The following is a 14,178-nucleotide window of genomic DNA, read 5'->3' as shown; positions in this document are numbered from 1 at the left end:
GGGAGTGCGGTACTGGGTGCTAATAATTCGGCGGTTGCTTCTTTCAGTTCTCCCGGAGTATGGGGGTCGGCTTTCTCATTGCAGGAGTCGGGTTTTGTTTTCCGCTGGACGGACAATGCATCATCCGGTTCGGTATCGTTGTGGGATGGAAGCTGGAGTGATCTGAATGAGGGGCGGTCTCTGAATGAAGTCTACCTGACGACCATGCCAATGGGCGTTATGACATCACAGGGGTTGGTCTGATGCTGACAGGACATTCGTTAGCAGATGCGGGTGATGGCGCAGCCATTGCCCGGCTTCGGGCTTTGGTTGACGATCAGCACTATGAGCACCTGCTGCAACAGGTTAAGGGCTTGTTACTGCAGGCACCGGACGATGATGCCTTGCAAGTACTGCAGGCGCTGGCCTATGCACAACTGGGGAATCACTCCGAGGCGGAGCGTTTGATCGCTGGCCCGGCTGCTCGTGTTGCGAGTTTGACGGAAGATGTTCAAACGGATCTGGCGGCAGTGTGGTTGCTGTTGGGCCATATTGAGGTTGCTTGTGAACGTCTGGAGTCAGTGCTTGAGCAAGAACCACAACAGGATCTGGCATTGGCCCGGCTGGCCTTTGGTCGGGTTCAGCAAGGTCGTATGGAAGATGCCATTGCGTATTATCGGCAATCATTGCTGCTCAAACCTGGGCGTTTTTCGTTATGTCAGGCACTGGCCTCGTTGTATTTGCAACAACAACAGTGGCCGGAAGCCCAGCAGATGCTGGATCAGGCCATTGCCGGATTACAGGCCGCTTGTGAGCGCTTGCCGGATAGCGCTCTGCATGGCACAACAGCCCGTTTGCGAGGGCTTCAGCTTGAGCTGTGGCTGGCCAGTGGTGAGCCACAGCGAGCCGAGGCCTGGCTGCAACAGGCGGGACAGGATCTGTCGGAATCAGAATGGCTGGTGCTGGTATCGGGCTATGCCCGTTTATTGGCTGGTCAAGAACGCCATGATGATGCCGAAGCCCAGTTACGTTTGGGGCTGAAAGTTTATCCTGAAGCGTTGACACTGGTGTCGCAATTGGCGGAACTGCTCTGTGTGCGGGGGCGTATTGCCCAGGCCGGATGGCTGCTGCAGAAGGCGTTGCGGGTGGCGGCGGACAAGCAGTTACCACGGGCGGGGTTGTGGGTTCAGCTGGGGCAAACCCTGTTGATGACGGCGCCGGAGAAAGCACATGAAGCGGCCACTAAAGCTCTGGAACTAGTGGCCGTGGAAGAGCCAACCGAGTGGTTAACTGAGGTGGACGGGGCCGTCGAGTCGTTGCATCACACGGCATTACACTGGCGAATTCCCTTGATGGGACGTGCCCGTCATTTGCAGGCGATGGCAGATTTACAGCGGCAGCATTATGACGAGGCAGAACATGCGTTGCGCCAATTGTTGCTGGATTTTCCAGACTACACTGCGGCCATGCAAGGGTTGGCGCAGCTGGCGATGCAATTAGGGCGGGTCGATGATGCCATTGACTGGTATGAGCGTATCCAGCGGTTTGACCCGGCTGCGGGTTTTGCCGGGCTGGTCAATGCCCACCGTTTCCCTGAAGACGAGAACACCTTGCACCGGCTGGAGAAGCTGGCACAGCGGCCCGGTCTGTCTGGGTCGGTATCAACGTCCTTGTTGTTCCAGCTGGCTACGGCCTGGGAAAAACGGGGTAATTACGACAAGGCATTGGCGTTGGTTCGACAGGCCAACGAAGCCAGCAAGCTGCATATTCCTTACGACCCGGTTGCCCATCGGCAGCAGTGCGCACGTATTCGTTACGCTTTTTCGCGCAGTTTTTTCCAGCATCGGCAGTTGTATGGTGGTCAGCCTTATGGGCACCCCTCTTCGGCGCCGGTGTTTGTGGTCGGTATGCCGCGCTCTGGTACCACTCTGGTTGAGCAGATGCTGGCCAGCCATAGTGAAATCTGGGGGGCGGGTGAGTTGGGGGTTATTCCCCAGCGTATCCGGGGGCTGAATAATTGGGAGCGTCATATCGGTTCTGGCAGGCGCTATCCGGATTGTGTTGATGATCTGACGCCTTATGTTTGCCATGGTATTGCCGAGGGTATTTTGCAAGAACTGTTCGATCTGGCTCAGGCTGACAAGCCGGATGCCCGGTTTGTGATCGATAAATTGCCACATAATTTTGAACATATTGGTCTGATCAAATTCCTTTTCCCTAACGCCCGTATTATTTCGGTACGACGAGACCCGCGTGATATTGCTCTGTCCAACTATTTTATTGATTTCCAGGCCAAGCACGGTGGTATGGGCTTCGCCTATGACCTGCGTTGGATTGGCGAGCAACTGGCAGACCATAACCTGCTGATGCAGCACTGGCATGGGCTGTTTGGAGATGGCATTCTGGAGCTGCAATACGAACAGCTGTTGCAGGACCCGGAAGGACAGGCGCGGCGAATGCTGGAATATATTGGTGTGGCGTGGGAGCCACAAGTGCTGGCGTACAGTGATCTCGAACGGCCGGTGAAAACCGCCAGTGTATGGCAAGTACGGCAACCGATTTATCAGACCTCAAAAGCCAAATGGAAACATTACGCCAATCAGCTTGGGCCTTTGACTGAAGGCACCAATGCCAAAATCATCTGGGATGAGATTTCGATGCTGTCGTTGCCGGAGCCGGGCTTTTTGAGCGCGGCAGTGGCGTTGTATCACGCAGATGATCTGGATGGCGCAGAAAGGAGCTGCAAAAAAATGCTGTACCATAATCCACAACATGCGGCCTGCCAGTACCTGGTGGGGCTGATTTATTGCCGCAAGGGCCATCTTCAGGACGGTATCGGTCTGATGCGTCAGGCGTTACAACGGGTGCCATGGCAGCGGGCCTGGCAACATAACCTGGCTCTGGCGCTGACGTTGTCGGGCCAGAAAGAAGAAGCGGCTGCTATCCGTGAACAGCTGGGGCGTCGCTCATTGTCGCCGTTTGGTCCGTTGGATGAACCCCAGGACTGGGTTGATGGCGATTTGCCGGAACAGGCTTGGTAATGGCGGATACATTCAGAAAATATCGTGCCCTTTTACTGATTTGCAGTGGGCTGTTGTTCGCCGTTACGCATTCCGTGGCGGCCGAAACCAGCCAGTATCGCGGTATTTGGGGGGCGATTGAAGCGGCGCTGAAATTTCATCCGGCCATTGCCGGTCAACAAGCCTCGCTGGAAGCCAGCAGCTGGGGTGAGCAAGCGGCCAGGTCCGGGCGCTTACCCAACCTGTCGCTTTCGGCCGATAACCTCTATGACGATGATCTGGCCACGGTGACGCTCCAGCAGCCGTTGCTGACTTTTGGCAAGTTGAGCAGTGCCATTGAGCTGGCGCAGGCCGAAAGGCGAGCTGAGGATGTTGGCCTGTTGCAGATTCGTCGAGATCTGGTTGAAGCAACCAGTCAGGCTTATATTGCGATTGATGCCTTGCGTCGGCAGTTGCACATTGCCCAGCAGAACACCCGAGATCATCAGCAGCTGTACGACCGTATTGAACGACGTCGCGATGGCGGTCTGGCATCGGATGCCGATGTGCAGCTGGCGTTGGGACGTTTGTTGTGGGCGCAGTCGACGGAGCAGAATTATCAGGGGCAGCTGGCCGTTGCGGAGACGTCATTGCTGGCATTGACCCAGGTGCCGGTAGATTCGACGGAGGCGGTACCGGAACAGGGCTGGCTGCCAGGGAATGAGCAGCAGATCCAGTACGATGCCTTACAAACCAGTGCCGATCTGCAGTACCAGCGAGAGCAGGTTGTGATTGCGGACAAGACAGCCAATCAGCAACGTTACAGCTCGATGCCGACCTTGTATCTTCAGCTTGAGCGCGATATGCCTAACCAGACCAGCGATGAAGATGATGACCAGATGCGCTCGGGGTTATCGCTGGAAGCCAGTTTTGCCGGTCTGGGGGTCAGCAATTATGCCCAGACCAAAGCGGCGGTGGCCAGTAAACGGGCGGCCGAACAGTCATTGTATGTGACCGAAGTGAATTTGCGCCAGCAGGTGAGCTCGCTGCTGCTGAACCGGCAAATGCAGCAGCTTTTGCAGCATTCTCAAGAGCTGACGGTCGATGCGTTGAAACAAACTCTGGATTCTTTTGTGCGTCAGTACGAAACCGGTCGCAAGACCTGGCTGGAAGTGCTTAACGCCCAGCGGGAATGGGTTTATGGGCAGCTGGAGCTGGCAACCATTAAATCGACCTTGCTTGATGCATCACTGCAGCTGGCCAGTATGGCGGGTTATCTGGATGAGCGTAGCGGGGTTCCTGCTCTGGCACCAGAGCCCGTCACGCCGGTACCGAAACCGATGCCAATCAATAGATACCACTGATTTGTTTCAGACTGCTCTGAGGGCAGCCCGGAATGCCAAAACATTTGAAAATAACGCGTGGACACGATGTCAGATATTGAACAATCTACAGGGCCTTCTGCGGAGGACGATATAGGCAAATCCTTGCCTCTCAGTCTGTTGCAACGGCTGTTGTTGTTAATCCAGGTCAGTGTTGCACCGGGGAAGCTGGAGCAGGCCTGGAGTGCCAATACACAGGGCATCATGGGGCCGGTGTCGCTACCTCAGCGCATTCAGTTGTTGGCGCAAGCATTACAACTACGAGGGTTGCGGGTGGCGCAATTACGCTGGGCGCGGATGGATCAGCGGCGGCTGCCGGCCTTGATGCATTGGCAAGGAGAATGGTGGCTGGCAGAACGCCAGTTGCTGGAACAGCCAACCACCAGCGCATCGTCTCAGGCAGAGGATTCCGCTCCGGTCGACTGGCCAGAGGATGGTGTGGTACCGGCAAGCCATGAGATTTCTCTGACCGGTGTGGACGGTGTGGCGCATTTGCATGCACCGGAGGTGCTGGAAGACGGGGTGGTGCTCTGGCTGGACAATCCCGCCGCCAAGGCGCAAGAAAAAATCTCGCTGACGGGGAGTCGGTCCATCCGTCTGGTGGTGGCGGCGCTGTTGCGCCGTCGTCGCTGGATTGGTCATGTGGTGGTTGCCACTCTGGTAATCAATCTGATGGCGGTTGCGACATCCCTGTTTGCCATGCAGGTGTATGACCGGGTGGTACCGACCCTGGCCTGGGCCACCTTGTGGACTCTGGTGGTCGGGATGGTGATTGTGCTGTTGCTGGACTGGGGCTTGAAAATTTTGCGTGGACGGGTGCTCGACAGCGTCGCCTGTGAGGTCGATCAGAGGGTCAGTCAACAGGTGTTTGATCACCTTTTACACTTGCAGATGGATACCCGGCCACGCAGCCTGGGAACCATCGCTGCGCAAGTCAGTGGCCTGGAGTCGGTGCGTCATTTCTTTTCATCCGGGGTGTTTTTTACCCTGGTTGATACGCCGTTTGCACTGCTGTTTATAGTGTTTATCGCCATGATTGGCGGTCCCGTAGCCTGGGTGTATACGGCGCTGTTACCGGTGGCGGTGTTACTGGGCTGGCTGGGTCAACGCAGCATGCGGCGCTTGATGAAAGACGAAATGCAGCGCAGTAATGAGCGTCAGGGGTTGCTGGTCGATAGCATTCAGGGAGCCGAGACCATTCGGGCTGCGAATGCCAGTTGGCGTTTTTCTGAAATCTGGCAATCCATCAGTGAAACCGTGGCCGGGTTTGATATTCAGCATAAAGCGCTGAATAACCTGATTCAGCTGACGACTGCCAGTCTGTCACAAGTCGCTTATGTGGCGGCTGTTGTGGTCGGGGTTTATGAAGTGGCTGAGGGACATATGACGATCGGGGCGATGATCGCATGCAGTATTCTGGGCGGGCGGGTGATTGCTCCGGTCAGTCAGGCGGTGCGTTATATGGCGCAGTGGGAAAATGTGCAGCAGTCGCTGAAAATGGTGGATCAGGTGCTGGATCTGGATACCGAGCGACGGGCGGAGCAATCGCTGCTGATGCCGTCGGAGCCTCCGGCGGAGATCGCGTTGCAAGCGGTGAGTTTTTCTTATCCGGATTCGCCGGTGTTGCAACTGGATGTCGGCTCATTGTCGCTCAAGGCCGGGGATCGGGTGGCGGTGGTGGGTCAAATCGGTTCGGGCAAGTCGACCTTGCTGAAAATACTGGCCGGTCTTTATCGGCCGTCCGCTGGTCGGGTGCGGCTGGGGCAAGGTGATCTGTGGGAAATGGACCCGGCGATTGTTGCCCAACAGGTCGGGTATTTGCCGCAGTCGGTGCATTTGTTCAAGGGGTCTTTGCGTTCCAATCTGATATTGGGTGGTGCCATCGCCGATGGTCATTTATTGGAAGTGGCCCAGCAACTGGGGATTGATCGTATTGCCGCCGATAGCCCCTACAGTATGGACTTGCCGATCAGTGAAGGTGGCGATGGTCTGTCGGGAGGTCAGAAGCAGCTGGTCGGTATGGCCCGGGTGGTATTGGCCCGGCCAACCATCTGGTTGCTGGATGAGCCGACGGCGTCGCTGGATCCGGATACCGAACAACAGGTATTAACAGCGCTGGAATCCCATCTCAAGCCTTCTGATATTCTGGTGGTATCGACGCACAAGCCAGCATTGGCCTCACGGCTGGCGCGTCGCGTGTTGCTGATGCAGCAGGGTCGGATTGTCCGGGATGACAGCCCGGAAGCTATTTTCCAGCGCCAGCGAGCGCCATCCGGTACGGCTCGTCGACCACCGGCAGGGGGCCCGATCAATGTTATCTGATAGCTTGATGGACGATCGTGATGCCAGTCGTGCCCAGCGGCTGGCGCGTTATCACCTGGATCGTAGTGGCTGGATCGTTTGGTTGATTGCGGCCACCTTTGTGGTGTTTATTGGTTGGGCCATTAAATTCCAGATCGATGAGGTAACCCGTGCGAATGGCGAGGTGATTGCCTCCAGCCGGGTACAAATTATCCAGTCGGTTGATGGTGGTGTGATCCGCAGCATCCAGGTGCGTGAAGGTGACCGGGTTCAGGCTGGCCAGGTGATTGCCGAGCTGGATGAAACCCGGGTTCGGGCCAGTGTGGGGGAAATGCGGGCACGGCTGGCGGGCTTGTTGGCCAAAGCAACCCGGTTGCGGGCAGAAGTGACCGGGAAACCTGAATTGGTCTTCCCACCGTTTCTGGAAACGTTCGATGAACAGAAACAGGTTGAACTGGCATTGTTTGAGCAGCGTCGTGATGGCCTGAAAGCCGAACTCGCCAACCTGACCCGGGCAGTGGAGCTGGCACAGGAAGATGCAGCTCTGGTGGCTAGGCTGCAGCACAGTGGCGATGTAAACCGCTCCGAGGTGATCCGCACCCAGCGTGCAATCAACGAGGCAGAGAACAAATTGCTCAGTCGTCGTAATCGCTTTTTTGAAGATGCCAGCGAAGAGTTGACGACTGCCGAGGACGAAATGGCACAAACCTCCGAAGTGCTGACCCAGCGACAACAGCAGTTGAATGACAGTGTGTTTCGGTCCAAGGTCGACGGTATCGTCAAAAACGTACGGGTCACTACCATCGGTGGTGTGTTGCGCGCCGGTGAGGAGTTGATGCAAATCGTTCCGGTGAATGACGAACTGATTGTGGAAGCCAAGATCAGTCCGACCGATATTTCCCGCGTTGAAATAGGGCAGCTGGCGACGGTGCGGTTTGATCCGTTTGATTACACGATTTACGGCGGCGTTGAAGGCAGCGTGGTGTATGTCAGTGCGGATACCCTCAAGGAAGAAAGCGGTGATAACGTTGATATTTATTATCGGGTGCATGTGCGTTTGGCAATGCATGACGGCAAGGTGCGCAGTTTGATTGGGCGGCAGTTGGAAATTCTGCCAGGCATGACTGCTCGCGTGGATATTCGTGCGGGTGAACGTAGTCTGATGGAATACTTGCTGAAACCGTTGCGTAAAACCTTGACCGAATCCCTGGGTGAGCGATGATTCGCCATTGGAATGGGAATGGATAGCCTTGATGGCAGCCTGCATCGCCCGGCTGCTTTGCAGTGATCAACCACAGTTTGGTACGCAGGGTGCCACCCGGTCACTGTCTATTGATTTAAAAAACTGAATAAAAGTTTTGAATAATTGATTTAAAAAATCAAAAGACTTGATACAAACTGCAAATCTACCCATAAATAATCGAACATGACAGCAGAGGCAGTGCATGATTATGCTCTGCTGCCGTGGTTATCGATGCATTGCCCGGCCACTTCCCAACGATGAAGCAAGGAGAAAATAATAATGGCAGGTTTCGATAAAGTCGTAGGCAGCTACGAAGAAGCAATGGCAGGGCTCGAAGATGGCATGACCATCATCGCCGGTGGTTTTGGTTTGTGTGGCATCCCTGAAAACCTGATTGCGGAAGTCAAACGCAAAGGCAGCCGTCATCTGACCATCGTCTCCAATAACTGTGGGGTCGACGGATTTGGTCTGGGTGTGTTGCTGGAAGACAAGCAGGTCAAAAAAATGATCTCGTCATACGTTGGCGAAAACGCCATGTTTGAACAGCAGTTGCTGAACGGCGAACTGGAGGTTGAGCTGACGCCACAAGGCACATTGGCTGAAAAAATGCGTGCCGGTGGGGCTGGTATTCCGGCGTTTTATACGGCTACCGGGGTGGGTACTCCAGTAGCCGAAGGCAAGGAAGTGCGTGAGTTTAATGGCCGTGAATATTTGTTGGAAGAATCCATTCGCGGCGATTTTGCCATCGTCAAAGGCTGGAAAGCCGACCGTTATGGCAATGTGATGTACCGTCATACTGCACAGAACTTTAATCCGATGGCAGCCACTGCGGGAAAGATCACTGTGGTTGAAGTCGAGGAATTGGTAGAAGTGGGTGAGCTGGAGCCTTCGCAGATACATACACCGGGTATTTATGTGAATCGTCTGATTGTTGGCAGCTTTGAAAAACGTATCGAAAAACGAACGCTATCTGACAGCTGATTCGACGACTTAACCCATTAATAACAGGTGATGATCATGGCCCTTACTCGTGAACAAATGGCACAGCGTGTAGCCCGCGAATTGCAAGATGGATTTTATGTCAACCTGGGCATCGGCATTCCGACGCTGGTGGCCAACTATGTCCCAGATGGGATGGAAGTGATGCTGCAATCCGAAAATGGCTTGCTGGGCATGGGACGCTTTCCGACTGAAGCCGAGCTGGATGCGGATATGATCAATGCCGGGAAACAAACGGTAACGGCGGCGCCCGGGGCGTCTATTTTCAGCTCGGCGGAATCCTTTGCCATGATCCGTGGTGGTCATGTGGATTTGACGGTGCTGGGGGCTTTTGAAGTGGATATCAATGGCAATATTGCTTCCTGGATGATCCCCGGCAAGCTGATCAAGGGAATGGGGGGCGCGATGGATCTGGTGGCTGGTGCGGATAACATCATTGTTACCATGACCCATGCTTCCAAACATGGTGAGTCCAAGTTGTTGCCTGAGTGCAGCTTGCCGCTGACGGGCAAGGGGTGCATCAAAAAAGTACTGACTGACCTGGCCTGGCTTGAAATTGAAGATGGAGCCTTTCATTTGAAAGAGCGTGCCCCTGGCGTGTCGGTAGAAGAAATTGTTGAGAAAACGGCGGGCAAGCTGGTTGTACCAGACGACGTGCCGGAAATGCAGTTTTAGGCACTGCCGGATTCTGGCTGGAGCGAACCGGCTGGCCGGTCTGTGACGATCATCCGTATCACTGCTATCAGTAGTAACACCCAGCTCGGCATATGACCGGGCTGGGTGCGTATAGACATTGCTGTCTCTGCCGGGTATTAACTGACGGCCAGAATCACACTGTCGGGGCTGAAGGTCGCATAAACCGGCAGGTTCATGGCCAGTGCCAGGTCGTCAGCCTGCTGGTTGCTGACGGCGGCAACCACACTTTTTCCACTGGGTAAATCAACCCGGACTTCCGTACTTTGTTCTCCGCGGATCAGATCTGCTACCACCCCGGCAAAACAGTTGCGCTGCTCGACAGATTGGGTGTGAACACTGGCATAGGAGGTTTTGACCAGTGCAAACAATTCGAGACCAAGCCGCAAGTCGAGGTTTTCTGCACTTTCGTTGGTAACGATGGCGACGATCTCGGTGTGATCGTCAAGTCTCATCCGCACTTCACAATTAACCATCCCTTGTATCAAGGCTGTTACGACGCCATGAAACTGGTTGCGGGCACTGGTGCGCATCGAGAAACGGTTCATCATGCGGTGAAACTGCTGCATATCGCCGAGGCTGCTGTTCATCCGATCCAGCAGGCTCTGGTACTCGGCTTCAACAGTGCGATAGAGCGTGATTAATGCACGACCTTGTTCGGTCAAATGGCTACCACCACCACGACGGCCACCCACCTCCCGAATAACCAGAGGTTCATCGCACAGGTTATTCATGGCATTGACAGCATCCCATGCTCCTTTGTATGACAACCCCATTTCCTGGGCGGCTTTTTGAATTGTTCCATGGCGAGCAATGGCCTCGAGCAATATCACTCGTTTTTCTGCCAATAACGAGCCTTCATCAGTATCAAGCAGGATTCGTCCAACCAGTTGCATGCTGGATCTCCTTGTCATTTGTATGGTTATTTCTCGAGTATACCTCTGACGGAAAAGAAAAGGAGTGCCGTTGTAACACGGATGCCACTTTTAGTGGCAGTGATGGCTAGATTGAGGGGATGTTTGATTCCGTTAGGTAGCTTGTCTATATACAGACACAGTCAGTACCAGGCTCAAGCTGTGAGTTTTCCGCCCTTGCCCCGCATGTTGAGCGCTAGCGGCCGTTCTTGCCGTCGATATCAAACCAACTACTGACTGTTACTGGCTTTTTGTTGATTTTGTTTTATATAAAAAATCATAGTGTGTATTTTTCATGTTATTGATTTTAAATGTAATTATTTGTTTTTGATATTTTTATATGGTTTTGAACTATTGATTACAATTGTCAGCTATTGAACAACCATGACGTTTTGAAGTCGGCTGCTGTGAGCTGTTGCTATCTGAGTGCTTTTGAGAAATATCTTTAAAATCAAATAGTTATGCTTGGTGTTGAAGGATGGCTCGTTCTGCTTTTCTCTGGTACGTGCATTGCTCCTGGTTTTCGTTGTGTAGTTTTAGGTTATTTATTGTATCCGGTGCTGACTTTGCTGATTATTTTTCAATTCTCGTGATGTGTATGGGGATGCCAATGGTGTCCCTGGGCGAGAACCTGGTTCTGTTTGGCTGTCGGCTCTGGTTTGGCGATAGATCCCTGATGCGACTTTTTCACAGTGATTAATCAGGAGTCATAAGATGAATGTTTCAGATGGCGGTACGTGTTTTTATCGTGTTACCAGCCCGGTGTCGGTACCGCTTGCACCGCTGACCTGGGCTGTACTGATGGTGCTTTCAACCCGGTGTGCTCTGGTGGTGGCAGAAGATAAAACAACCGCGGATGCCCACTTGCCGACTGAAGTTGAAGACGCGATTGTGGTTGTGGGGCAACAGGAGGCCGCTATGTGGTATCCGTCAGATCAGGCGGCATCACAACGAACCGTAAGCCAAGAGGAGCTGGATATGTTTGCCGCACCGGGGGCAGGCAGCCCTTACAGTGCTGTGTCGGCATTGCCGGGAGTACAGGCAGAAACCGTCGACCCTTTTGGCTTTGGCAATCTGATGGGAGGGAACAAGGGGTTAAGGGTGCGCGGGGTGAATGCCTCTCATGGTGCCAATGGTACCGTCGAGGGAGTGGCGGTGACCGGCATGGGACCTGGACCTGGTTACTTGTGGATGTTCGAGCAGGAAAATATCGCCAGTGTGTCGCTGCACCAGGGGCCGGTACCTGCCGATCAGGTCGATCTGTTTAATAATTTTGGGGCGCTGGATACCCGGCTGTATTGGCCCAATATCGATCCTGAGGTGCAACTGTCCTACAGTGCCGGTAGTGACGATCTGGCACGCTGGTTTGCTCGGGCAGACTCGGGTGCCATGAATTTTGGTGGCCGGGTGATGGCATCGCTATCAAAATCCAGTGCTGATCAATGGCGAGGCCCAGGTCAGGCTGCTGACCAGAATAATATCAGTCTGGCCGGAGAGCAGCAGTTTGGGGCCTTGACTGCCCGGCTGTGGTACACCCGGAGTGAGGGAGAGCAACATGCTTACCGGGCCTTGAGTGCTGAGCAGGCGAATGATTTGGAACAGTGGTATGACTATGCCTATAGCTCGGACCTGGAAGACCTGCATCTTTATTACGATCATAACCGTCAGCAGTTCAACAGCGACCTGTGGCTGCTGGAGGCTCGTTATCAGCTGTCTGACCAGAGTTATATCAGTGTCCAGCCTTATCAGAGTAACGAAGAGGGTGATTATTGGTCGGCGACCAGCTCCGGCATGATCCGGAACTGGTCGATTGATCATAAGGCCCGCGGGGTGCGGACAGAGTGGGTCCGCGAGGTGAAGGATACGCGTCTGAGTGTGGGGCACTGGTATATGACAATGGAACCGCCGGGGCCGCCAACAGCCTGGAAAATGTACCAGCCACAAGCGGATGGCAGTCTGATGTTTAGCAAGTGGTCTCTATTGGCCAAGGTGACGAATGAGCACCAGATGAACAGTGTTTGGACTCAGCTGGATCGCTCGCTGGGGAATTGGCACTGGTCAGCCGGGCTGCGCTATGTGCGTGAAACCCTGGTCAGCCTGGATTACTACAATACCGATGGTCTTGGGGATGTGTCTTATGCAGCAGCACTGCAACAATCGAGTGGCCCGATGGCGGATCGTAGTGTTGATGGTTTTGATCTGGATGTCTGGTTGCCTGTAGCCGGATTGAGTTATCGCTGGAATGACGACTGGTTATCGAGAATTCATGTTGGCCGTTCGATGGGAGCGCCGTCGTTTTCATCCTGGAATCAATTCCAGTCCAATTATTCCACTTTTGCTGCCGCGGGGTTGACGGCCCAGGACGTGATGGATAAGCAGCGTATTGAAACCCAGGACGGGATTGATCTGGGGCTGATCTGGACGTCGCGGTATCACTATATGGATCTGACGGTGTATTACGCCCGCTTCCGCAATAAAGGCATCAGCTATTACGACCCGGATGTAGCTGTTGTGTATTCGCAGAATGTGGGGGATGGGCATCAGCAAGGATTGCAGTTCGCCGGTGGTCTGGAAGTGACACCAGAGTTGAATTTATTGGCCAATCTGGCCTGGACACACGCCGTTCTTGATAAGGATGTGCTGGGCAGTGGCGGCACGGTGATGGATGTGTCGGGTAACCAGTTGCCCGATGTACCGGTATGGACTGGTGCACTGGGCGCCCGTTGGGAGCAAGACCGCTGGTTTGCGACATCGATGCTGCGTTATGTCGGCCAGCGTTATGCTGATTCCGGTCATGAAGAGTCGGTGCCCGGTTATGCCCGTGTCGATATGGGTGCTGGTTATCAGTTGCCATTGGCCAGTGGTGATCTGTCGGTGGATGTAAATGTGGTCAATCTGACGGACAAGCGCTATATCGGCCGGATTAATGCCTCGGATGTGCAAAGTACTGGCTCATATACCTATTACTCTGGTGCGCCGCGTTCATATCTGATGACGTTGGCTTATATCTGGTAATTACTGGCAATAGCGGATCTGGCTGGCTGTCTTTGGATGGCTGGCCAGAGAGGCCTGGTGGCTGTTTCAGGTATTGCCCCAGGCCATGATGATAATGCGGCTTGCTGGTTAGCAAACAAGTGTATTGTGGTGTTTGGTTTATTCTCGTTAGGTGGTTTGTCTATATGATTACAGGTGGTGGGTTTTGTCACAGAACACCTTGGGTCATCGAGTTTATAAAATAAATAAAAATCAATAGCTTAGTATTTTTTCCATGATGGTATCAGCCTTGCTCTGTCTTTATATATGAAGTTTGTATTAATATAAACATGAGCAGTAGGATGACCAGTGTCTCACCTCTTGTGGGCTGGCTTCTTGGTGTTCTGACAGGAGGCAAGCGATGAATAAACAAAGTGTTGACCAGGCCGTCTCGCTGATGGCTGACCGGGTAGTGGCCATCCATCATGATCAATGCAATATCAGCTGGCTGGCCAGTAATGATGGATGTTGGTTTGAGCAACAGGTATTGGCAGGGAAATGGTCGATGTCTCAGAGCAGCCAGCCTTGCAGTCATCAGTCTGTCTGTGTACGGAGTGATCTGGTGGCACGCTGGACCGACGTTTTTTTCTGAGGCCAGCGGGATCTTGCTAACCGTGACGTTGGGTTGGCGGAGT

At 53.9% G+C, this 14,178-nt stretch carries 10 protein-coding genes; 9 read left to right on the top strand and 1 reads right to left on the bottom strand.

What is annotated here, in order from left to right; all coding sequences use genetic code 11:
* The 7 genes from Q8W24_RS10960 to Q8W24_RS10930 all read left to right on the top strand — a co-directional run.
* Positions 1–243 (top strand): hypothetical protein (locus tag Q8W24_RS10960; protein ID WP_305475283.1); only part of this gene is annotated, 243 nt, incomplete at its 5' end.
* Complete coding sequence (locus Q8W24_RS10955; protein ID WP_305475282.1) at positions 243–3,020, top strand: tetratricopeptide repeat-containing sulfotransferase family protein; 2,778 nt, start codon at positions 243–245, stop codon at positions 3,018–3,020. The genes Q8W24_RS10960 and Q8W24_RS10955, both read left to right, overlap by 1 nt.
* Positions 3,020–4,342, top strand: coding sequence for a TolC family protein (locus tag Q8W24_RS10950; protein WP_303431399.1), 1,323 nt, complete (start codon positions 3,020–3,022; stop codon positions 4,340–4,342). Before Q8W24_RS10955 ends, Q8W24_RS10950 begins: the two co-directional genes overlap by 1 nt.
* A 66-nt stretch (positions 4,343–4,408) precedes the next feature.
* On the top strand, positions 4,409–6,682 hold the full coding sequence (locus Q8W24_RS10945) for a peptidase domain-containing ABC transporter (protein WP_305475280.1): 2,274 nt from the start codon (positions 4,409–4,411) through the stop codon (positions 6,680–6,682).
* Positions 6,672–7,883: an HlyD family type I secretion periplasmic adaptor subunit gene (locus tag Q8W24_RS10940; protein ID WP_305475279.1), complete on the top strand. Its 1,212-nt coding sequence runs from the start codon at positions 6,672–6,674 to the stop codon at positions 7,881–7,883. Before Q8W24_RS10945 ends, Q8W24_RS10940 begins: the two co-directional genes overlap by 11 nt.
* A gap of 300 nt (positions 7,884–8,183) precedes the next feature.
* A complete protein-coding gene (locus tag Q8W24_RS10935) occupies positions 8,184–8,885 on the top strand; it encodes a CoA transferase subunit A (RefSeq protein WP_305413421.1) in 702 nt (233 codons plus the stop codon).
* Between the two features lie 36 nt (positions 8,886–8,921).
* Positions 8,922–9,578, top strand: a complete 657-nt coding sequence (locus Q8W24_RS10930) for a CoA transferase subunit B (protein WP_305475278.1) — start codon at positions 8,922–8,924, stop codon at positions 9,576–9,578.
* A gap of 137 nt (positions 9,579–9,715) precedes the next feature.
* Here Q8W24_RS10930 and Q8W24_RS10925 read toward each other — a convergent pair whose 3' ends face one another.
* Complete coding sequence (locus Q8W24_RS10925) at positions 9,716–10,492, bottom strand: TOBE domain-containing protein (protein ID WP_303431404.1); 777 nt, start codon at positions 10,490–10,492, stop codon at positions 9,716–9,718.
* 732 nt (positions 10,493–11,224) lie between these two features.
* Between Q8W24_RS10925 and Q8W24_RS10920 the strand changes: the two genes are divergently transcribed.
* Both Q8W24_RS10920 and Q8W24_RS10915 read left to right on the top strand, forming a co-directional pair.
* Complete coding sequence (locus tag Q8W24_RS10920; protein ID WP_305475277.1) at positions 11,225–13,525, top strand: TonB-dependent receptor; 2,301 nt, start codon at positions 11,225–11,227, stop codon at positions 13,523–13,525.
* Positions 13,526–13,904: 379 nt separating this feature from the next.
* Positions 13,905–14,135 carry a hypothetical protein gene (locus tag Q8W24_RS10915; protein ID WP_305451865.1) on the top strand — a complete coding sequence of 77 codons (231 nt, stop codon included), beginning with the start codon at positions 13,905–13,907 and terminating at the stop codon, positions 14,133–14,135.
* The last annotated feature ends 43 nt before the right edge of the window (positions 14,136–14,178 follow it).

The sequence above is a fragment of the Oceanobacter sp. 4_MG-2023 genome (genome assembly GCF_030689165.1).
In the GTDB taxonomy this organism is placed as follows: domain Bacteria; phylum Pseudomonadota; class Gammaproteobacteria; order Pseudomonadales; family Oceanobacteraceae; genus Oceanobacter.
Note: the sequence above shows the minus strand (reverse complement) of the source record. Positions and strands in the feature narration are given on the sequence as shown.

Coding starts and splice junctions, on each gene's coding strand:
- Q8W24_RS10935 (WP_305413421.1), top strand. CDS start 8,184: ATGGCAGGTTTCGATAAAGTCGTAGGCAGCTACGAAGAAGCAATGGCA.
- Q8W24_RS10920 (WP_305475277.1), top strand. CDS start 11,225: ATGAATGTTTCAGATGGCGGTACGTGTTTTTATCGTGTTACCAGCCCG.
- Q8W24_RS10945 (WP_305475280.1), top strand. CDS start 4,409: ATGTCAGATATTGAACAATCTACAGGGCCTTCTGCGGAGGACGATATA.
- Q8W24_RS10930 (WP_305475278.1), top strand. CDS start 8,922: ATGGCCCTTACTCGTGAACAAATGGCACAGCGTGTAGCCCGCGAATTG.
- Q8W24_RS10950 (WP_303431399.1), top strand. CDS start 3,020: ATGGCGGATACATTCAGAAAATATCGTGCCCTTTTACTGATTTGCAGT.
- Q8W24_RS10940 (WP_305475279.1), top strand. CDS start 6,672: ATGTTATCTGATAGCTTGATGGACGATCGTGATGCCAGTCGTGCCCAG.
- Q8W24_RS10955 (WP_305475282.1), top strand. CDS start 243: ATGCTGACAGGACATTCGTTAGCAGATGCGGGTGATGGCGCAGCCATT.
- Q8W24_RS10915 (WP_305451865.1), top strand. CDS start 13,905: ATGAATAAACAAAGTGTTGACCAGGCCGTCTCGCTGATGGCTGACCGG.
- Q8W24_RS10925 (WP_303431404.1), bottom strand. CDS start 10,492: ATGCAACTGGTTGGACGAATCCTGCTTGATACTGATGAAGGCTCGTTA.